The 21,243-nt window shown below is 38.5% G+C and carries 19 protein-coding genes; 9 read left to right on the top strand and 10 right to left on the bottom strand.

The features are described from left to right. Positions 1–5 precede the first annotated feature (5 nt). The 3 genes from BW935_RS08750 (at position 6) to BW935_RS08740 (ending at position 3,263) form a co-directional block, all read left to right on the top strand. On the top strand, positions 6–1,121 hold the full coding sequence (locus BW935_RS08750; RefSeq protein ID WP_076500643.1) for an NAD(P)/FAD-dependent oxidoreductase: 1,116 nt from the start codon (positions 6–8) through the stop codon (positions 1,119–1,121). A 61-nt stretch (positions 1,122–1,182) separates the two neighbouring features. After that, positions 1,183–2,664: a Na+/H+ antiporter NhaC gene (gene nhaC, locus BW935_RS08745; RefSeq protein WP_076500641.1), complete on the top strand. Its 1,482-nt coding sequence runs from the start codon at positions 1,183–1,185 to the stop codon at positions 2,662–2,664. Further along, on the top strand, positions 2,661–3,263 hold the full coding sequence (locus tag BW935_RS08740) for a 3'-5' exonuclease (protein WP_076500639.1): 603 nt from the start codon (positions 2,661–2,663) through the stop codon (positions 3,261–3,263). The genes nhaC and BW935_RS08740 overlap by 4 nt, the downstream gene beginning before the upstream one ends. On the opposite strand, the gene BW935_RS08735 is transcribed toward BW935_RS08740, so the two are convergent. Continuing rightward, positions 3,253–3,849: a YigZ family protein gene (locus BW935_RS08735; protein ID WP_076500637.1), complete on the bottom strand. Its 597-nt coding sequence runs from the start codon at positions 3,847–3,849 to the stop codon at positions 3,253–3,255. The genes BW935_RS08740 and BW935_RS08735 overlap by 11 nt on opposite strands. A gap of 103 nt (positions 3,850–3,952) precedes the next feature. On the opposite strand from BW935_RS08735, the gene BW935_RS08730 reads away from it, so the two are divergent. Genes BW935_RS08730 through BW935_RS08720 form a run of 3 tightly spaced genes read left to right on the top strand, consistent with a single transcriptional unit; the run spans position 3,953 to position 6,249 of the window. Beyond that, positions 3,953–4,354 carry a sugar 3,4-ketoisomerase gene (locus BW935_RS08730; protein ID WP_076500634.1) on the top strand — a complete coding sequence of 134 codons (402 nt, stop codon included), beginning with the start codon at positions 3,953–3,955 and terminating at the stop codon, positions 4,352–4,354. Continuing rightward, positions 4,341–5,270, top strand: coding sequence for a GNAT family N-acetyltransferase (locus BW935_RS08725; RefSeq protein ID WP_084565896.1), 930 nt, complete (start codon positions 4,341–4,343; stop codon positions 5,268–5,270). The genes BW935_RS08730 and BW935_RS08725 overlap by 14 nt, the downstream gene beginning before the upstream one ends. A gap of 1 nt (position 5,271) precedes the next feature. After that, the gene (locus tag BW935_RS08720; protein ID WP_076500632.1) at positions 5,272–6,249 is read left to right on the top strand and encodes a glycosyltransferase; all 978 of its coding nucleotides are present in this window, start codon (positions 5,272–5,274) and stop codon (positions 6,247–6,249) included. Here BW935_RS08720 and BW935_RS08715 read toward each other — a convergent pair. The 5 genes from BW935_RS08715 to BW935_RS08695 are packed head-to-tail and all read right to left on the bottom strand — an operon-like array spanning position 6,201 to position 13,281. Next, entirely contained in the window at positions 6,201–7,472 is a 1,272-nt protein-coding gene (locus tag BW935_RS08715) for a M16 family metallopeptidase (RefSeq protein ID WP_076500630.1), read from the bottom strand. The two genes, BW935_RS08720 and BW935_RS08715, sit on opposite strands and share 49 nt — an antisense overlap. Further along, a complete protein-coding gene (gene porV, locus BW935_RS08710) occupies positions 7,472–8,683 on the bottom strand; it encodes a type IX secretion system outer membrane channel protein PorV (RefSeq protein WP_076500628.1) in 1,212 nt (403 codons plus the stop codon). Before porV ends, BW935_RS08715 begins: the two co-directional genes overlap by 1 nt. Then, positions 8,680–11,943: a type IX secretion system sortase PorU gene (porU, locus tag BW935_RS08705; RefSeq protein ID WP_076500626.1), complete on the bottom strand. Its 3,264-nt coding sequence runs from the start codon at positions 11,941–11,943 to the stop codon at positions 8,680–8,682. Before porU ends, porV begins: the two co-directional genes overlap by 4 nt. Next, entirely contained in the window at positions 11,927–12,628 is a 702-nt protein-coding gene (gene pssA, locus BW935_RS08700) for a CDP-diacylglycerol--serine O-phosphatidyltransferase (protein ID WP_076500624.1), read from the bottom strand. The genes porU and pssA overlap by 17 nt, the downstream gene beginning before the upstream one ends. Further along, the gene (locus BW935_RS08695; RefSeq protein WP_076500622.1) at positions 12,628–13,281 is read right to left on the bottom strand and encodes an MBL fold metallo-hydrolase; all 654 of its coding nucleotides are present in this window, start codon (positions 13,279–13,281) and stop codon (positions 12,628–12,630) included. The genes pssA and BW935_RS08695 overlap by 1 nt, the downstream gene beginning before the upstream one ends. Before the next feature lie 59 nt (positions 13,282–13,340). Here BW935_RS08695 and BW935_RS08690 point away from each other — a divergent pair, with 59 nt between their 5' ends. From BW935_RS08690 to BW935_RS08680, 3 genes are read left to right on the top strand one after another with little or no spacing between them, the layout of a single operon-like run. Then, positions 13,341–14,393: an NAD(P)/FAD-dependent oxidoreductase gene (locus tag BW935_RS08690; RefSeq protein ID WP_076500620.1), complete on the top strand. Its 1,053-nt coding sequence runs from the start codon at positions 13,341–13,343 to the stop codon at positions 14,391–14,393. Positions 14,394–14,413: 20 nt separating this feature from the next. Next, the gene (locus BW935_RS08685) at positions 14,414–17,839 is read left to right on the top strand and encodes a biopolymer transporter Tol (protein WP_076500618.1); all 3,426 of its coding nucleotides are present in this window, start codon (positions 14,414–14,416) and stop codon (positions 17,837–17,839) included. A 16-nt stretch (positions 17,840–17,855) separates the two neighbouring features. Beyond that, positions 17,856–18,734 (top strand): YicC/YloC family endoribonuclease, encoded by an 879-nt coding sequence (locus BW935_RS08680; RefSeq protein ID WP_076500617.1) that lies wholly within the window; start codon positions 17,856–17,858, stop codon positions 18,732–18,734. 67 nt (positions 18,735–18,801) lie between these two features. Here the strand turns inward: BW935_RS08680 and BW935_RS08675 are convergent, their stop codons facing one another. The 4 genes from BW935_RS08675 to gcvH form a co-directional block, all read right to left on the bottom strand. Continuing rightward, positions 18,802–19,467, bottom strand: coding sequence for an energy transducer TonB (locus tag BW935_RS08675; protein ID WP_076500616.1), 666 nt, complete (start codon positions 19,465–19,467; stop codon positions 18,802–18,804). Positions 19,468–19,729: 262 nt separating this feature from the next. Further along, positions 19,730–20,404 (bottom strand): energy transducer TonB, encoded by a 675-nt coding sequence (locus tag BW935_RS08670; protein WP_076500615.1) that lies wholly within the window; start codon positions 20,402–20,404, stop codon positions 19,730–19,732. A 72-nt stretch (positions 20,405–20,476) separates the two neighbouring features. After that, a complete protein-coding gene (locus BW935_RS08665) occupies positions 20,477–20,869 on the bottom strand; it encodes a VanZ family protein (RefSeq protein WP_262484359.1) in 393 nt (130 codons plus the stop codon). Beyond that, positions 20,862–21,239: a glycine cleavage system protein GcvH gene (gene gcvH, locus BW935_RS08660; protein WP_076500614.1), complete on the bottom strand. Its 378-nt coding sequence runs from the start codon at positions 21,237–21,239 to the stop codon at positions 20,862–20,864. Before gcvH ends, BW935_RS08665 begins: the two co-directional genes overlap by 8 nt. Positions 21,240–21,243: the final 4 nt, after the last annotated feature.

Here is a 21,243-nt window from a genome sequence, read left to right as displayed (position 1 = left end):
AAATAATGCTAAGCTACTGGGAGAAAACTCATTTTCTTAAATATGATTTGATTGTAATCGGCGCAGGAATTGTCGGAATGTCCACAGCAATTCAATACAAATTGAAATTCCCTCAAAGTAGCATAGCCATTTTGGAAAGAGGAGTTTTTCCTTTTGGTGCCAGTACAAAAAATGCAGGATTTGCCTGCTTTGGGAGCTTGACTGAGATACTTGATGATCTGAACATGATGCCTGAAGAGGAGGTCTTGGCACTGGTAGAAAAACGTTATCAAGGACTGCTAGCGATCAGAAAGGTTTTTGGAGATGAGACATTGAGCTACCAAGATAAAGGAGGATTTGAGTTGATTACGAGCCAAGAAGTTTCGGCTTTAGATCAAATGAATCGTATCAATAAATTGTTAATGCCTTTGTTTGGAAAGGATGTTTTTAGTGTAGAGAAAAATATACATCACTATGGATTTGGCAAGGACGTGCTCCATATAGTTCGCAATAAGTTTGAAGGGGAATTAGATACTGGGAAATACATACTTGCACTTTGGGATAAGTGTCAGCAACTAGGCATCAGGCTCCATACCGGTGCAGAGGTCATCAGAATTGATGGTCAACAAATACATGTAAAAGAACCTTTGACCAATGATGTAATTCAATTCGAGGCATTAAAAATCGCTATTTGTACCAATGCTTTTGCTAAGCGATTTTTCCCCGAGTTAGACATTACTCCTGGACGAGGGTTAGTGATGGTCAGCACGCCAATGCAAAATAAAATCCCTTGGGAGGGGGCTTTTCATTATGACAAAGGCTATGTGTACTTTAGAAACGTAGTTGGGGATAGGCTCTTGATTGGCGGAGGAAGAAATTTAGATTTTGAAGGGGAACGCACTGAGACTTTTGAGGTGAATTCGCTTCTTAGAACATATTTAGAAAAATTGACTCGTACCATAGTTTTTCCAGATCAAAAAGTAGACTTCGAAATGGAATGGACTGGTATCATGGCATTTGGAGAGTCCAAAAAGCCAATCATCCAAAGAGTTTCGGAAAACATAGGAGTAGGAGTGAGGCTTGGTGGTATGGGGGTAGCGATTGGTTGGCAAGCAGGAACTGAACTGGTTGACTTACTTTAAGGCTGTAAAGTTCCAAAATTTTATTAATTTCAAGCTTTAAAAATTTTCCAAGAAGTATTTAATGGTTAAGACTCGCAAAGAACCCAGCCTGATTGAGGCTTTGATCCCAATCCTATTTTTAATCGTTCTCTTAGTGATCAATATAGGGATTTTTGGCACAGATGGCCTTGAGGGTTCCAATCAGATGGTTTTGGTGATATCATCTGCAGTAGCTGCTTTGATTGCTGTATTCAGACTTCGCATCAAATGGGAGACCTTGCAAGATGGGATAGTCAAAAGTATCAGTTCTGCGATGTCAAGTATTTTGATTTTGTTGCTGATTGGCGCATTAGCAGGTACTTGGATGTTGAGTGGGATTGTACCCGCGATGATTTACTATGGTCTGCAGGTTTTGAATCCAACCATATTCCTGATAGCTGCTGTAATTGTGAGTGCGGTGGTCTCTATTTCCACAGGAAGTAGCTGGACTACTGTAGCAACAGTAGGCGTAGCGCTGTTGGGAATTGGTAAAGCATTAGGCTTTGGTGAAGGGATCATCGCAGGTGCAATTATATCTGGAGCATATTTCGGAGATAAGATGTCTCCATTGTCTGATACGACCAATCTTGCTCCAGCTATGGCAGGGACGGATCTTTTCACTCATATTCGTCACATGACCAAGACAACAGTTCCTTCAATTCTGATCACCTTAGTGATTTTTGGAGTGATAGGTTTTACCACAGGAGCAGAAGGTTCTGTCGAGCAAGTTAAAGGTATCTCTGCTGTTATTTTAGAAAAATTCAATATCAATGGCTGGTTGTTTATCGTTCCAGTAGTGGTTTTGATATTGATTATCAAAAAAGTACCAGCGGTTCCTGCTTTATTGGCAGGGGCATTGCTAGGAGGGATATTTGCAATTATTTTTCAGCCACAGATCATCTATTTGATAGCTAGTGAAGAAGGTGTCAGCTATGCTTACAGTGCATTCAAAGCGGTCATGATGGCACTTTATGGAGAGATCAGTGTGGTGACTTCCAATGATGTAGTGAACGAGTTGTTGATCACAGGAGGAATGGCTGGGATGCTCAATACCATCTGGTTGATCATTTGTGCCATGATTTTTGGTGGAATCATGGAGGAGAGTAGAATGCTTGCGGTCTTAGCTGAAGCGGTGATCAGGAAAGTTCATTCGATTGGGTCACTAGTTGCTTCTACTGCGGCTACTTGTATGTTTTTCAATGTCACTACTTCCGATCAATATCTAGCGATTTTGGTTCCCGGAAGAATGTATGCAGATATCTATAGAAAACGAGGACTCAAGCCTGAGAACCTGAGCCGAACCTTAGAAGATAGTGCCACAGTGACTTCTGTTTTGGTGCCTTGGAATACTTGTGGTGCGACTCAAGCATCCGTACTAGGTGTGGCTACCTTGACCTACGCCCCGTATTGTTTTTTCAATATCATCAGTCCATTTATGACAATCATGTATGGTTATCTCAAGTTGGGGATCAATTACTATTCGGAAGAAGAAATGGCTGAAATCAAAGAAGAGTTTGCTGCATGATTCAGAAGCGTATTACAAAAGAAGAAGTAAATAATCTACCTATTGGTCAATTTGAAGGGGAAATTGTCTTGGTCAATTCTTTAGAACAAATTGATGAAATGGTTGAGGAATTATCTTTTCATGATTTGATAGGATTTGATACTGAGACAAAGCCAGCATTTCGCAAAGGAGTCTATAATTATGTAGCTCTCCTACAGCTATCCACTCCTGAAATTGCTTACTTGATCAGACTTAACGAAATTGGTTTGCCAAAGCCCATTCAGCGACTGATGGAAGATTCAGACATCTTGAAAATTGGAGCAGCAGTATTAGACGATTTGAGGGCATTGAAAAAACACGCAGCGGACTTTAAGCCAGCAGGTTTTTTTGATTTGAATGATGAATTGAAGAAAGTAGGTTTTGAGAACATTGGCGTACGAAACCTTGCCGCCATGGTGCTCAATTTCAGAGTGTCTAAGTCTGAACAAGTGTCGAATTGGGAAGCACCTGAGTTGACCGAAAAGCAGCAGCTCTACGCCGCGACAGACGCTTGGGTTTGCTTAGAGATTTACAAAAAACTCCAGTATCAAGGCTATTTAGATGATTTATTTAATCGATAATATTGACCTGGCCTAAGTCTTCGATCTTATTTATAAATTCTTCTAACATACTTTCCCTCACTAGCAATTCTATTAGGCAAGTATTGTCGAACTGTTGATTTTGGATTTTCAAGTCCATGTCCTTGATCAATCGCATGACATCATTCATAGAAAGGTAATCAAATTGAAGTTTAACTTTGTTTTTGACGATTTCTTCTATGATTTCATTATTAGTAATGGCTTCTGCAGCTGCGATTTTGTAGGCTGAGATCAATCCTCCAACCCCTAGTTTGGTGCCTCCGAAGTATCGAATCACTACTATCAAGGTATTGGTTAGGTTGTTTGATCTGATTTGTCCTAAAATGGGGTCGCCAGCAGAGTGATTAGGCTCTCCATCGTCATTTGCTCTATAGGAATCTTGATCTTTCCCCAAGATATAAGCGTAGCAGTGGTGTCTGGCATCATAATATTGCTTTCTCAAGGCCTCCAAATGGGACTTGATTTCTTCTTCATTCACTACTGGAAATGCAAAGGCTAAAAATTTACTGCCTTTTTCCTTGTATAAGCCCTCTGAATTGTGAGCTAATGTGAGGTAAGTGTCTTCCATTTAGTTAAATTATTTATTCGATTTTGGGAGTTAAAATTAACAAAAGATTTATTTTGATCATGGAATGACTGGGATACTTATAAATTCTTATTTTTGAAATGATATGATTGATTTTAAATCACCAAAACTAATCAAGATTCAAGGAGATGTACAGCAAACAGGTCAACTCCGATTTCTTGAGCATTCAGAGCAATTGCCATTTGAAATTCAACGGGTTTTTTGGATTACGAATGTGCCAGAAAATGGCATCAGAGGAGTACATGCCCATCGTGAGGAAGTTCAAATTCTAGTAGCACTGCAAGGTGTTCTGCAAGTGAGTTTAGAAAATAAGAAAGGCGAGTTGTTTAGTTTTAAGCTTGATCAGCCTGATCAAGGACTAGTCCTTCCTGCAATGCATTGGTCGGAAGTAAGTTTTCAGCAGGATGCTATTTTACTGGGTTTGGGGAATTGTAAGTTTTCGGAATCAGATTATATAAGAGATAAGCAAGCTTATGATCAAATTTGAAAAAAATAGTCTGGAACATTATAGTTTCACGATGTCTGAAGTTAGAGATGAACAGCATGATTACTTTCTCCAAGAATTCAAGCCTAATGATGCCAAGCTTTTTTTGGTTGGAAGAATACGGAAGAAGGATCAAGAAAAGGCTTCACTTTTCATTTCAATTGATGAAAATGATTTTGCCCATTCTTTACCTAATTTGCCATTTGGCGGATTGTGGACGCAGGAAAGTATTCCATCTGATGTTTTGGGTGAATTCATTTCATTTTTATTAGACTCTCTTACACAGTTGCAAGCAAAGAAGATTGCTATTACCCAAGCACCTGCTGCTTATGGAAATCAAGCAGACTTATTTTCATATCTGCTCTTCAAGTCAGGTTTTGGATTAGAAAACCTACTCAATCATCAGGTGGTCTGTGGTAAAAAGCGAATCAAGAAATGGCTCACTCAAAACTTCAATAAACTCCACAAAAAGGCGAAAGAAAACAAATTTAATGTGACCACTGGAAATATTCAGAGTTTTACATTTCTGGAGGAGATTGCTGCATGGAAAGATGATCGAGGACATAAGCAGCCTTTGGATGAAAACAGGCTTATACAACAAGTTTCTACTTACCCCGAGCGCTATTTTGTAATTACAGTCCTACATAATGGGACGGCAGTTGCCCATGCTTTGACGGTCAAGTTGACTGGTGAGAGCCTTTATTATTTTTATTCTGCAATCAATCCAAAGAATCAACTCAGACTTACAGGTCAATTGATGATGGCATACCTGCTAAAGCTTGCTGCTGAGCAAAAAGTGGGTCTACTTGATTTGGGATCTTCTGAATCCAATGATGAGCCAAATCATAAATTGATTTACTTCAAGAATAAATATACCGATGCTTTTTGTAATAAGCCTACTTGGGTAAAAGTACTTTGATATGGGATCTTTGGCTAAAGTGTCCATCATTTGTACAGTTTTCAATCAAGCAGATTTTGTGGAGGAAGCTTTGGATGCTGTTTTGAATCAGGGCTATCACAACATTGAACTGATTATCATTGACAATGGAAGTCAAGATTCATCCAAAGAGAAAATCAAGAATTGGATCACAAACAAGGAAAAGTTTGAGTGTAGATTTATCGATCTTCCAGAAAGTCTAAATTATTGTCAGGCTTTCAATCTGGGTTTGAAGCAAATCTCAGGAGATTATATCATTGATCTCTCAGGAGATGATCAGCTTTGTGAAGGACATATTGAGCAGAGTATTCGGGCATTGCAGAAAAGTCCAAATGCAGCATTTTCTTTTTCTGATGCCAAATTATTGGATGAAGCTGGCAAGATTAGATCCTATTATAATAGAGAGCATGTTTCAGACTTAAAAAAGTTTATAGAAAATGGAAGTCTTTACCAAGAAGTCATCAAGGGGAATCCTATTTCAGCAGTTACAGTCATATTTGATTCAAAAATATTGAAAGAATTAGGAGGATATGATGAGACATTGATTTACGAGGATTTCGATATCCTAGTAAGATTGACACGTCATTATCCTGCAGTATTTTCAGATCATCAAGGGGTGATCAAAAGAATTCATGCACAGGCTTTTTCTGCAAATCAATACCTGTCTCGAAACTCAAGCATGCTTCCGTCAACGGTAAAAGTTTGTCAGAAAATCAAATTTATGAATCAAACTCAGGAGGAAGATCAAGCGCTTCTGAGTAGAGTTTTGTTTGAGTGCAAACATGCCATATGGTCTGCCAACTTTGAGTCTGCTGATGAATTACTGAAGATTGCTACAAGCATTAAGCCCAGACCAATGAAAGTTCTGATTTATCAATTCTTTGCTAAGCTTCGGTTGGATTTCTCTTGGTTTTATCCAACGATCACTTCGATCAAATCATCTTTAAGAAAATACTTCTGACCTACAGCAAGGATGTCCTCTGCTTCGAAATCTCGAATAAAATCAAGCTTGTCTTCGTAAAAATTCATGTCTAAACCTGCAAGATGAACAGACTTGAATTTATTGATAAGCTCAAAGGAACTACTAAACGTCGATAAGAAATTTCCGATCATGTAGTTTTTAACCACTTCTAATTCTTCGGCTGAAACTGGAGTAGTTTTTAGCAGGTTGATTTCCTTGTAAATTTCCTCAATGACTTCATTGACAAAGGCTTTTTGAACATCTGCCATGATCACCCAGTAATCTGACCCTTGCAAAGAACCAATGGTACTGTATATTCCATAGGTATGACCTTTGTCTTCTCGGATATTTTTGATCAATCTTGATCCAAAATAGCCACCTAATATTGTATTGAACACAGTGAGGGCATGGTAGTCAGGGTGACTTTTTGGTATCAGGTGACAACCTATTCGGATGGATGATTGTAAAGCGTCCTTTCTGTCTTCATAAAGTCTTGCGGTAGGCTTGTTTTCAAATGTATAAGCTGGATTATTGTCTTTATTAATGATTAGACTACCCAAGTAGGTTTCTATCAGCGCCAATTCTTCGGCATCCACATTTCCTGTGAGAAATATCTCTGGATTGATCAATAGAGAAGTTTCGTAGTACTTCAATAAATCATCTCTTTGAATACTTTCCACATCTGCTTCTTCTGCGATTTGACCATAAGGATGGTCTTGGCCGAATAGCTGTTGTCTGAAAAGTTGACTTGCTCGGACAGCTGTTTTTTCTCTTTGGATAGAGATGTTGAGCGCTTTTTGAGACTTTCTTTTGGCTAATTCTTTTTCAGGGAAAGTAGCCTCTGTCAGTAATGACCTGAATACAGGTATGACCTTGGAGAAATGTTTTTTGGTCGTGATCAAGGCAATGCTATTGTTTTCAAAGCCTGCATGCACTTCTACTTCACTTGCATAAAAATCAAAAAAATCATCCAGTTCACTGCCATCCATGGACTTCGTTCCCTCCATCATCATGTGTAAAGTAAAAAAGGAGGTTAGTTTTTTATCGGCTGAAATTGATGAGTTTTGCGTTTCTGAATTGATTTCCAGTCTAATGGCATCTATTTCAGGTGTGGGTATAAAATACAAATGGACTCCGTTTGGCAGAGTCCGTTTGATGGGATTGGGAAGATGAATGTCCTGTGGTATAAGAAATTCAGGAGCTTTGCTTCTATCTAATGTCATTATTTGGATATATTATAACCTAGTGATATTCTCAATGTCTCTGCCAATGGGTGATTTTGTTCCATTGGAACTAAGTAAGAGAAATCAAATCCTAAAGTTTTGTAGTTGAAACCTACACCCATGGTGAAGTACCTTCGGCCTCCTTTGTTGATGTTTTCGTGAAAATAACCAGTTCTAATGGCTAGTTTTTCATTGTATAGATATTCCATACCAAAGGAGATCATCAATTCTTGTAACTCTTCGCTAAAACCACCTGGAGCATCTGCAAATGAACCAAACATCCCCGCAATCAGTGGTCTATTTGGGTCTCTACCTTCTTCAATTTCCAAATTTCCATTTTCGTCAGTGAAAAGTGATCCATCCTCATTTCTTTTGTAAATGGGAGGGGTAGGCACCATTAGTTTGTTGAGATCTAGCGCAAAAGTCAAAGAGTTGTACTGATCAAATTTGACTTGATAAGCTGTACCGATTCTAAAGTTTGTAGGGATATAGTCTAAATCTTCTGCGCTGTTATAAGTGATTTTTGGACCTATATTGGTGATGGCAACTCCCCAAGACCATTCGCCTTCTTTGTTGCCTGCCATTACGTCTTTGTTGTAATATAGGCCTACATCTGTACCTACAGTGATGCCAGGTCTACTTTCAGCTCCTCCAGCCGAAGAAATATTCCCAGAGAGGTTTGAATGGATGAATCTTGCTGAAATACCTAAACCTAAATTCTCAGATAATCTTCTAGAATATGTACCTCCTATGGCTATATCTCTTGGTGTGAACTCTCCCAACTCATTTCCTCTTCCATCAGTCAGCTGAATATCTCCCATGTTGAAATAACGAAGGTCGAAGCCAAAGGCAGAGTTTTCATCTATCTTCTTATAACCTGTCAGATAACTGACAGACATGTCATTGACCAGTCTCCCTAGCCATGGAGAGTATGATAATGAAAAACCCATATCATCCTTGATAAAGGCAAGCTTACCAGCATTCCAATGTGCTGAATTAGCGTCTGGAGAAGTAGCAACTCCCACATCACCCATAGCAGAGTGTCTGCTGTCAGGTGCAAAATTCAAAAATGGAACGGCTGTCGTAATCACCCGTCTATTAGGATCTTGTCCTGCGATAATCGTAGAATTCTGAGCCAAAAGCTCTGTAGACGAAAAACAGATCAAGGAAACAAAAAATGGCTTGAATAAATGGCTTACCGATATTTTCATTTAATTATTATTTTTCCGCTCTTTCTATCCATGGTGTTGTCCAATTCTGAAGTGAGCTGTAATTCGTAAATATAAGTTCCTTTTACGGGATAATTGGTTTTGGAATGGAAAAAATTCCACTCAAAATCATCTAACAGGTAATCAGCCATCACATAACGCCTGCTGGCTTTAAATATTTCACTACCAGTCAAGGTAAAAACACGAACTTGAAGCATTAAGTTTTCGCCAGGTCTATTGTGTTTGATTTTAAATTTACTCAATTCACTTGTTGGATTCGGATAAGTGATATTTTCGAGAATTTTGATGCGCTGACTTCCGTCTACTATAACCTCTCTTTGGACTGTGGTACTGTTGCCGACATTGTCCCATACTTCGAAAATAATCTGATTCGCACCTTCTTGCAGGCCTGATACAGGCGCTTGCAAAATCCCTTGCTTGAATGTGTTTTGCGTGGACCTGTAAAATCGATTCAAATTGATTGGTTCCTGGTCGTTAATATATAGCAAAATGTCTTGACCTAAGTTGTTGTTAGAGATGTTGATGCCACTTTCATCGCTTAACTCTGCTTGTAATTTGATGTTGTAAGCCTTGAACTGACTCAAGTCTTCTCCATATTCATAGCCAAACTTCAAATTTACTTCTGGCCCTTGGGTATCTATGATGTTACTGGCTGCTGTTCCTCCGATGGTGATGTTATTTGCTCCCATGGCCTCTAGACCATCATCTAATATTGCAAATATTCTAAGCTTGCCTTCTCCAAAATCGTAATCAATATTCTGAGGGATAAAGACATCAATATCAAATTCGCCATTGGTAAACACACCCTCACTATTAAATAAAACATTGCCTTCTTCTAGAAAGCTAGTTGGTGTGCTTTCATCACCTAAGGTTCTTTCTTCGATTTTTTTATCTCTAATTTCTAGATTGAAAGTGCCAAACCTCATGATTTTTGCTCCAGTCATTGGGTCTTGAATCTCACCTTGGATTCTGACTTGTTGCATAGCCCGTAGCGTGTCAATGCTGAGCTCAAGTTGAACATCTTGAATTTCTTTGACTGTAGTATTGAGGTCAGGAATGGCCAGTTTTAATGATGGGTCACCCAATAGTGAGAAATTTCTATTGAAGGCACCATTGAGGCTATTGTTTTTGGTTCGTTTGAAAATTTCTCCCAAATCAAGCCGTTCACCATTCTCTTCCTGAAATACATCTTCTATAAATGCCTTATTCAATGCGAAGTTGATACTACTAAATACTGGTCTACCAGTCGTCAAAAGTCCAATAGCGCCTTTATTTGGAGCAAAAAGCATTTCTTCTGCTCCTGATCTCAGAAATGGGCTGTCATGCCTACCAAATTCACATGTGGCAGTTACCAGCAATGGCAATAGTTCATTTTCTGGCCAATCCCTAAAATCTGAAATCTGAAACACTTGCTCTGCTGTCAAAGTGGTTTCATTTCCATGCCCAATGTAATTCAGAATCAGAAGTCCTTCTTCTACGGTAGTTTTCAAAGCTTCTCTAGCTTGTGGAGAGGATTGACGACCTGCTGATCTGATTTGTTCATACCTGTCCAGGTAAATTTTTTCAAGAATGTATTCAGGATGATTTTCACTCAAAAATCGCGCATGATTCTCAGCATCATTTAAATGGATATTATTGTCACCATCATCGGCAAAAAAAGCAATTCTTCGCTTCCAGTCCCCTGCTAGATTTTTTCTGCTTTCATAGGCTATGATTTTATTTACGGCCTCTCTTGCCTCTGAAAGATTGATCGCAGGGATTCTGCCAACTCCAATTTTCATTGATTCATCCCCTGCAGTACTTTCTTCCCATTCACCTTGACCAAAATCTAAGAACCCAAAAAAATCATCAGATGAATATGTTGCCAATGGATTCAAGCTATTTCTGGAGCTGTAGGATGGGACAAGGTTTGGGCGACCACCGGTGATTTTTCTTTTATAGTCAAAAGTGCCTTTCCCAAAAAACAAGACATGCTTGAGTTGGCCAGATTGATGATAGTGGTAAGCAAGAAAGTTTCTAATGGCTACAATATCATATGATCCATAACCAAAAGCATCAAAAATTTCACTCAACCTGACTACGCGAGCAGATATTCCAAGGCTATTTTTATGATTGGCAAGTCTATTGGCCTCAGATAGTAGCGCCTCTGGACTGATGATGATCAAAGTGCTATTGATGCTTTCATTTCGTAAATTTTGAGCTGCCGGAGTCCATTGATTGATGCTTGGGGTATTTTGAGGGTTGAATGTGACCACTTTTTCACCATTGGATAAGAGACTATTGCTTTCAACCTCTTTCACGTCATACATATTACTAACCTTCCAAGTTTTAAGATTAGCTGGTTTGGTAATGACTATAGGTGAGTCGCCAAGATGGTGAAATATTCCTATCGGTAAATTATTGCTGCTGAATGGGATGGCAACAGATATGTAGTCTATATAGGCTGTACCATTGACATCAGCCGTTTGAAAATTTAGTGTGTAAGAAAGAGTGTTTTGGCTCTGGGAGGGAATTTGAATGAGCAGGTTTTCTTCCCTTCCCTTTATTCCATAGATGCTATTGGGGATTGAAGGGATAGAGAAATTGGCTCGACTTTGTCCATTGACAGATAAGCTAAAATTTGCAGTCTGTAGGGACTGAGCCATGACCTGAGACTGAAGAAGTAAATCGCCTTGACGAGAAGCTGGAAGGTCAAATTGCATATTGTAAGCTTGCCCTGAATTGAAAGCAGATCCGTACCATTTTCTCCCGGAAGATAATATATTAATAGTCTCCTCTTTTTTAGTTAGAATTTGATACACAGAACCTGTCGAAGTATTAGTAGAGCTTGGCTCTAAGAGGATATTCATAGAGGGAGTTTTTGAGCCAATCAGGTAGTAGAGTGTATCTGTGTAATGGTGATGATGATAAGTCCAGGTATTTTCAATTGCGCGAACCGTGTGAGGGCCTTCTAAGAAAAAATAGAGTTCATTGTCAATCACCTGGACAGGGATTTCTCTCAAGCCTAAAGAAACACTGTCAAGCTTTTGATCAAGCATGCCGGCATTGCCATAAATACTGATATTTCTGATGTCACTGATCCCAATCGCATTGAGCTGAGCGGAACTGATTTTGTACACACCCTCAACGGTTACGGGGAATTTGAAATATTGCTCTTGAGCAAATGCAAAATGATTTCCCAGGAGAAAAAAAAAGAGTATCCCGAAGAATGCCCTAGCTAATATGTTACGCCTTCTGATCATTTTTTGCAATCATTCCCTCCACTACAGAAAGTGCAATATAAGAAATAATTGTAATCGGAATACCTGCCCAACCCAATGATGCGATACAGATCAAAGCTACTCCAATGGTCAGATACCGAAAGACATTGGATTTGAAATCAAAGCTTTTGAATTTCAAGGCAATCAGAGGCAATTCGGCAACAAGTAGGAGTGACATGATAATAGCAATCACCGCCAGACTAACAGGTGTGACCAACCAAATCTCCATATCAGGAAATCGATCTACTAAAAAGGGGATGGAACCAATCAAAAGGGCATTTGCAGGAGTAGGAACTCCTATAAATCTGTCAGATTGTCTTGTGTCTACATTGAATTTTGCTAACCGAATCGCAGAAAAAATACCCATTGAAAAAGCAATGAAAGGGAAATAGCTGAATTCAGAGATTTCTAAAATCCATTGGAAGAAGATGAAGGAAGGTAATACTCCAAATGTCACCAAGTCAGCTAGGGAGTCAAGTTGTTTGCCTATTTCGCTATGTACTTGAAGCATCCTGGCTACAAATCCATCTAAGAAGTCAAAAATAGCTGCCAAGACAATAAAATAAAGCCCGTAGTGAATTTCTCCACTTAATACAAAGTAAATTCCAATCATTCCAGAAAGAAGATTGAGGCAAGTAATGGTGTTTGGAATGTGTTTTTTGATCATTAGAATCTTGCTCTTTTTCCTACAAAAGGATTGTGTTCTTTTTCAAGACCTATGTTTGTTTCAGGTCCATGTCCTGAGTACACAGTCATATCTTCAGGTAATGTAAATAGCTGAGATTTGATGGCATCAAGAAGGGTTTGATGATCGCCACCTGGGAGATCTGTCCTACCTATACTCCCTTGAAAGAGTGTATCACCAGCTATGCAGATTTTAGCACTTTCATTGTAGAAAATCAAATGTCCAGGAGCATGTCCTGGAACAAAACGGATTTTTAGGACTGTGTTACCAAACTTGATTTCATCACTTTCATCAATCAAATGCTCAGGCTCTGACTCTTCATATGCTGGGAATCCGTAATTAGAAGCATAAGAAGGCACAGACTTGAGCACAGGAATCTCAAATTGGTGCATCAATAGTGGGACATTGAAAGTTCTTTTGACAAAAGCATTTCCCAAAACATGATCGATATGACAATGGGTATTGATCAAGTATTTGACCGTAAGACCTTCTGCTGTTACAAATGCCTGCAAGGTTTGTTGCTCTCTTTTTTCATAACACCCAGGATCAAAAATCACAGCCTCTTTGGTTTCGTCATAGAGGACGTAGGTATTTTCCATGAATGGATTAAATGTGAATGATCGAAGTTGCAACATACTAGAGAATGATTTTTGATTATCAGTCAAAATAACAAAGAAAGAATTTATTTTTGGGCATGGAAGTAGATTTTTTACTCATCGGACAAGGGATTGCAGGTACTGTATTATCGTATAGGTTAATGCAAGCGGGACAGCGTGTAATCGTCATAGATCAGCCAAATCAAAATCAAAGTAGTCGCATTGCTGCTGGCCTTTATAATCCTGTGACAGGAAGAAAAATGGTCAAGACATGGAATGCAGATTTACTTTTTCCTGAAATAGAGCCGCTATACGAAGAATTAGAAAGTGTACTAGGAGCAAAGTTTTTATACAAAAATCCTATTTACAGACCTTTTCTTTCTATTGAAGAACAAAATGAATGGATGGGGAATAGTGGAGATGAAAAATTTGTATCCTACCTCAAAGAAATCAGAACTTCGTCATATTTTGAAGCGGTGAAAGATGAATTTGGTGGAGTGTTGCTCAATACTTCAGGTTATCTAGACATTAATGTTCTTTTAGATGGGTACACACGTTATCTTTCAGAAAGGAATTTAGTAAGGTTCGAGAAATATGAAGAAACGCAGCTAACCGTAGAAAAAACAGGAATAAAATATCAAGATATTCAAGCAAAGGGAGTAGTATATTGCAATGGTTTGGGTAGTCTAGGAAGTAAGTTTTTTAGAGATTTACCTTTTGCTCCAGTGAAAGGAGAGATTCTAGATATCGAACAAGATTTTCAACCTCAGGAAATTATCAATAGGGGCGTGTTTAGAATTACATTGCCAAGCAAACTTCTAAGAGTGGGATCTACTTATTCATGGCATGACCTAGATCAGGGCCCAACTGAGAGAGCTAAAAATGAGATTTTGGATAGGTTGGATAATTTGGTCAATATTGAAAATAAAAAAGTGGTCGTTCATAAAACTGGGATCAGACCTGCGACCAAGGATAGGAGACCATTTTTGGGAAAACATCCTGAGCATGAAAGCGTTTATATCTTCAATGGTTTTGGGGCAAAAGGAGTTTCTTTGATTCCGTATTACAGTAAAATGATGATAGATTTGTTGATAAAAAAAAATGAACCCCATCCAGATGTGAACATAAGTCGTTTTTTTAAGTATATTTAAAATCTAAGTGGAATTGACTAATGAATCATAATTTACGCTGTTTAATTGTACTGATTGGCCTGATGCTGTATGGCAGTTCTGCTCATGCCCAGTTTGACCAAGAGCGATTTGGTAAAAATAGAATACAACATAAAAACATTGAGTGGTATTATTTTAGCTCAAATAATTTTGAAGTCTACTATTATGATGGAGGTGTCAATAATGCCAGAATGGCTATCGATTATCTTGAAAATGAATTCGATAGGTTGACACAGATGATAGGTTATGTTGCATACACTAAGCCTAAGATTTTTATTTATAATTCTCAAGAAGAAATTCTGCAAAGTAATCTCAACTTGAATAAAGACGAGTATACAGTTGACGGTCAGACATTTTTCAGTCGATTACTGGGAGAGGTAGCTTTCGCAGGGACATGGGAACAGTTCAAAAAAGATTTGATCTACACTACATCTAAAGTAATCATAGAAGAAATGCTCTATGGTGCTACTATAGCAGATGCCTTTCAAGCGAACCTTATCAATAGTTTCCCTGATTGGTATGTAGAAGGGGCGGCTATGTATCTTGGATATGGTTGGAGTATGGAAATGGATGATTATATGCGGCATTATTTTAGAGGAGATAAAAAGCATAAAATCCATCGCTTACAAGAAAAAGAAGCCGCTTTAGTTGGACAGTCTATATGGAATTACATAGCTGAGAAATATGGCAGAAGATATATTTCTAGTATTCTCAATCTGAGTAGAATTAATAGAAATGAAGAAAATAGCATTGCCAACACGATTGGTTTGAACTTTAGAATTTTCGAGGAACAATGGCAGAATTTTTACCAGCAAACCAATGAGTCCGTACTGACGACTTTCAAGGATTTTAATGAATCTAACGAGGTCAATAGAACCAAAAGCGCTCATCTTGGAACGATCAATGATATCAAATTCAGTCCTGATGGCAAGCATCTAGCGTATGTGATCAACAATGGTGGGAAATATAAGGTACAAGTTCAAGAAATCGCTACCAAAAGAGAAAGAACCATCCTGTCTGGAGGTAGCCGATCTGATGATCAACCAGTTAACCTTACTAGTCCTGTGATAGCATGGAGAGATACATTGAATCTGACAATTGCTACATTTAGAAGAGGGACGACTACGTTGATCCAAAGGGCGATTGATGGCTCAAATCAAGACAAAATTTTCTTAAGAAATATAACTCAGGTATTGAGTATTGATTATAATTCTTCTGGTAGAAACATGGTGGTCTCTGCATTGACCAATGGCAAAACAGATATTTATACTTTGAATGTAAGGGGAGTAGGTAAGAGATTGACCAATGATGTTTTTGACAACCTCCATCCAGTTTTCTTGAACGATTCTACTATTATCTTTTCTTCAAATTCTACCGATCTACCTGATTCAGTAATGACGCGATATCCAGATATAAGGAAATTGCCCGACTATTTTAATTTATTCAGAATTGATTTGACGGATTCCGCTGAGATCATCACCAAGATGACAAATAGCAATTATCGAAACATCAGACCAACAGTGATGAATGCTAACTTCATTCTTCATCTCAGTGATCAGAGCGGTATCATGAACCTGATGAGGACCAGTTCGAATGGAGCTATTTCAAGCCAAATGTCTGCTTTCAATAAGAGTCTAGAAGCATTTGATTACAATTCGAGAATGAATCGGGTAGCTTATGCATATAGAGATGGTAACCAGAGCGTCTTGATTGTCGAGCCATATTCTAATGCTGATCAGTTCACGCCAAGCACTCCTAGGGTACAGCTTCAACAAGCAAAGGAATTGAATCAGAGGATATCAAGTAGAAGAGTTGAGCAGCAAGAAACAAGAACACAAAAAGAATCAACTACTACACCAATTCAAGAATTGAAGACTGAAGAGGTGAAAAGAGATACAAGTCTCAATCTCCGCTTGGAAGATTTGATTGTAGGCGGAAGAACTACCACACCTCCAGCTACCAGTCAGACGGGTGTTAGGCCCCCTGCGTCTACTACGCCTCAGCAACAGGTTCAGAGAGATACTGTACCACCAAGTGGTAACTTAACTGGAAGTATAGATACTGAAAGACTTCGATTTGAGAGAAGGGGAGGTATCGATACAGAGAATTATACCTTTGATACCATTCCTCCATTGACGCAGCCTACAGAAAGGACGCAGCAAGCTGCTTCAAGAAGTACGCTTCTGGATAATTTCAGAAGACAAAATATGCAGCGAAGGGTAGTAGGTCCTGCGATCATGACGCCTCAGTTTATCACTACCAGCTTGAAGACAACCTTCGTCGTCGATCCACTGAGAGGATTTGGTATTAATCTGAATGGGAAAATGTCAGACCTTCTCGATAACCATCTTTTTGAAGGAGGCTTGATGACCACGCTTGATTTTAGGTCGGGCAGTGATATTTTCTTTGATTATCAATATTTGAAAAGTAGAGTAGATCTCAGAGGTAGGTTCGATAGAAGATCCATTCAAGTTTCTGAGGGTGATTTGACTTTCCAAAGGTATGTGTTGACAAAAACTGAACTTGGATTTTCTTATCCATTCTCAGTTCATAGCCGTGTGATGTTAGCCCCTTTTGTAGCCAAATCTCAATATTTTAACTTAAATCCAGACTCTATTTTGAGAGGTGTAGTACCTGAACAAAATAGATTTGATGTCAATTATGCTGGTGCTAGGTTTGAGTTTGTAGTGGATAAAACAGAGCAACTTGGCCTATATATGCAGCAAGGACTCAAAGGTAAAATCGGTGTGGTTCACTATCAAGGTCTAAACGCAGGTGAGAGATCCTTCAGTAATGCTTATGTTGACTTTAGAAACTATCAAAAAATTCATAAGAACATTACTTTGGCGACAAGGTTGTTTGCAGGTTCTTTCTTTGGAAGTAACCCTCAGACTTACCTAGTAGGTGGAATGGACAACTGGCTCTTCAATCAGTTCTATCGCCCGCCTAGCAATAGGCCAGAAGCATCCCCAGTAAGAAATGCAGGAGGCTTTGAGAACTCTAATATTCTTTTTGCAGAGTTTGTAGATTTGAGAGGATATAATTATGATGAAATCAGAGGGCGAAATGTAGTCACATTTACTTCCGAATTGAGAATTCCTCTTTTCTCCTATTTATCCAGAGGCAATATCACCTCAAATTTTATTAAGAACTTCCAATTAGTAGGGTTTTATGATATTGGATCATCTTGGAATGATAATCCACCATGGGAAAGAGTCAATGATCAAAATACTGAGGTCATTAATACAGAAGGTTCACCTTTTGTCATCACTTTGAATAATTTTAATAACCCATGGTTGCAGAGTTATGGTGCCGGTATCAGGACAGTGTTATTGAACTATTATGTCAAATTAGACCTAGCTAGACCTGTGCGAAATTATCAAACAGATGATCTAAAATTTTATGTGACCTTAGGGTACAATTTCTAACCAATAAAAAACCTTTATGCTTAAGTCAATGACAGGCTATGGATTGGCCGGTTTTGAAGATGAAGCTTTCATAGTAAGTGTGGAAGTGAAAACTTTGAATTCAAAATTTCTCGACCTATCCATCAGAAGTCCCAAGCAATTTTCAGACAAAGAATTGGAAATCAGAAATCTTGTGAGTGCAAGATTGGAAAGAGGAAAAGTCAATGTTTCAATTGAGTTTTCTAAAAAGTCGGGAGAAGATCTTCCTGTTGGATTCAATGAACCACTATTTGCTGCATATTATCAAAAATACCTTGCCTTGGCAGAGTTAGTGGGTGCCTCTAGTGATGATTTATTCAAGCTAGCCATTCAGTCTCCAAATGTGATGACGCAGTCCATGGAGAAGTCAAATAATGCTGAGGATTGGGAAGTAGTCAAAAAAGTGATAGAAGAAGCCTTGATTAGTTGCGATGCTTTTAGAACGGATGAAGGGGAAGTCTTAGAAAGGAAGTTTGATGAGAATTTAGAGGTATTACGAGATGGCCTCAAGCACGTCAAAATTGAAGACCCAATTCGAAAGGATCGTATCAGACAGCGTATCAGAAATAATTTTAAAGAGTGGCTTGAGGAAAATGACTTTGATAAAAATAGATTTGAGCAAGAGCTTATCTACTATTTTGAGAAAGTAGATATCACTGAGGAAATCGTAAGATTAGGCACGCACCTTGATTACTTTGAAAAGAATCTAAAGGAAGGTACTGGACAAGGTAAAAAGCTTGGGTTTATCTGTCAGGAAATTGGCAGGGAGATCAACACCATCGGATCTAAAGCAAACGATGCTTCCATGCAGAAATATGTAATCGTGATGAAGGACGAGTTGGAAAAGATCAAAGAGCAGTCTTTGAATATCCTTTGATAAATAGAAACTTAAAGGAAACGAAGTCTATCTAAGTGAATACTCAGATAGACTTCGTTTTTTAAGTTTAGCCTAGCTTGAATCTGACAGGCATTCTCATTCTCACTCTAACAGGCTTTCCTCTTTGTTTGCCAGGTTCCCATTTTGGGGCGTTTTTGATGACCCTCAAAGCTTCTTCATCGCATCCACCACCAATGCCTCTCAGTACTTCTAAGTCTTGAATGGATCCGTCTATGTTGACTACAAAGACGACAATGACCGTCCCTTCGATTCCCATACGCCTTGCCTGGGTTGGGTATTTTAGATTTTTTTGCAAGTATTCATTCCATGCACTCATACCTCCTGCCGGCAGGGGTGCTGATTCAACAATATCAAATATGGTTTCAACATCCTCAATCGGAGGAGGAGCGATTTCGATGTCGCTGATCACTATTTCATCTGGAACATCTACATCAATAACAAACTCAAATTTATCTACTTCGATTTCATTGGGCATCTCTTTTATTATTGGTTGCTCTATAGGGGGTGGAGGTGGTGTTTGATTTGTGATTGGAATTTCTATCATTTCTTCAACATTGATATCCAATGTAGAAGCATTGAAAATACTCTCTCTTTCGTAAACCTTGTAATTAAAGGCAAATAGTGCAAGGGAAATACTGATGACTAATCCAATGTTGAAGAACATTCCTGATTTTGTAGTCAAATCTGCTTTTGGCAATTTCTTGGTTTCCATGATTTCAAGTTTAGAATGTGAAGAATAATTCAAATCATCCTTTAATGATGCTAGCCATGTGGGGTGCTTATCATCAATTTTCTATTAGAAGATTTGATTAGAGTAAAAGTTAGTTAAAAATATTTTAATAAACTAACAAAATAAATTATATTTTAAAAACATAGGTTGTGTATAAAGGATAGTTGAAAAATATGGATTGATTTTCAATCTAAAGATTGAAGAAAAAGCATAAAAAAAGGGGCGGAAGCCCCTTTTAAATATTTTATCCAAGTTTGAATCTGATTGGAAGTCTCATTCTAACCCTCACTGGTCTACCTCTTTGTTTTCCAGGTTCCCATTTAGGAGCGTTTTGAACTACTCTTAAAGCTTCTTCATCACATCCACCTCCGATACCTCTTAGTACTTCTACGTCTTGGATTGTACCATCAGTATTCACTACGAACACCACGTATACTGTACCTTCGATACCCATTCTTCTAGCTTGAGTTGGGTACTTAAGATTTTTTCTCAAGTATTCGTTCCAACCTTCCATACCCCCTGGAGGGTTTGGAGCATTTTCCACTACGTCGAAGATTTCATCTGCTTTTTCTACAACTGGTGCATCTGAGATGACGATTTCCTTGATGACTGTTTCTTCTTTCACATCGACGTCAAAGTTTACTTCAATCTTCTCTTCGATTTCAATTTCATCAGGGATTTCCTGAATGATTGGCTGCTCCACTGGCGGTGGTGGCGGTGGTGGTTGTTCCGTGATCGGAATATCTAATAATTCCTCAAAATCGTCGGCAACTTGTCCTAAGTCTTTCAAATTACGTTCGTCAAATGACTTGTATTCGAAAGCAAACAGAACTAGACCCACACTGACAAGCAGACCCAAGTTCAGGAACATCCCCGAACGCTTGGTTAAATCTGCTTCTGGCGTCTTCTTAGCTTCCATGGTTGTTTACTTTTATAAAGGTTATTAACTTTTTTCCATTTAGAGATAACAATTCTAGCCATTTATTTTTACTTATACAAGTTTGGAATCTCTCTTGTATAAAATATAAAAACAAATTATTCCAACGGTTCCTCCAAGTATATTTGCGGTGATGTCATGGTAGTCAAATGACCTATTAGGGACATACAACTGCAAATATTCAACTAATATAGCAATTAAAATTCCAAAAACTAAATAGGTAGTAAAAAATTTATAAATAAAGTTTTTACCACGCTTATTTTGATTTTGGACTCTAAGCCACAGTATTGTAAGAACAAAAAACAGTCCAAAGTGGATGATTTTGTCTTTAAAGGGAATTTCGGGTGTTTTTGGTATTTGATCACCAGGGCTGAGCAATGCGAAGAGCATCATCAACAACCAAATTAAAGCAGGAAGTATCCTATATTTTAGTAACTGATCAAGCACCTATCAGTTCAGCGTATGCATCAGCTGAAAGTAGCTCTGCTGGAAGTTCTCCAGAAAATTTCACTTTGATCATCCATCCTGCACCATATGGATCTTCGTTGACTACCTCTGGTGCAGACTCCAACTCCTCGTTGAATTCGATAATTTCTCCTTCTAGTGGCATAAATAAATCAGAGACGGTTTTTACGGCTTCTACAGTCCCGAATACTTCACCTGAGGCAATTGTTTCTCCTACTGTTTCTACTTCTACATAGACGATGTCACCCAGTTCTCTTTGTGCAAATTCTGTGATGCCGATTGTAGCGATATCGCCTTCCACTTTTACCCACTCGTGGTCGTTGGTGTACTTAAGGTCTTTTGGAAAATTCATATGT

The sequence above is a fragment of the Belliella pelovolcani genome, assembly GCF_900156785.1.
In the GTDB taxonomy this organism is placed as follows: domain Bacteria; phylum Bacteroidota; class Bacteroidia; order Cytophagales; family Cyclobacteriaceae; genus Belliella; species Belliella pelovolcani.
This window is presented reverse-complemented; position numbering and strand designations above follow the sequence as displayed.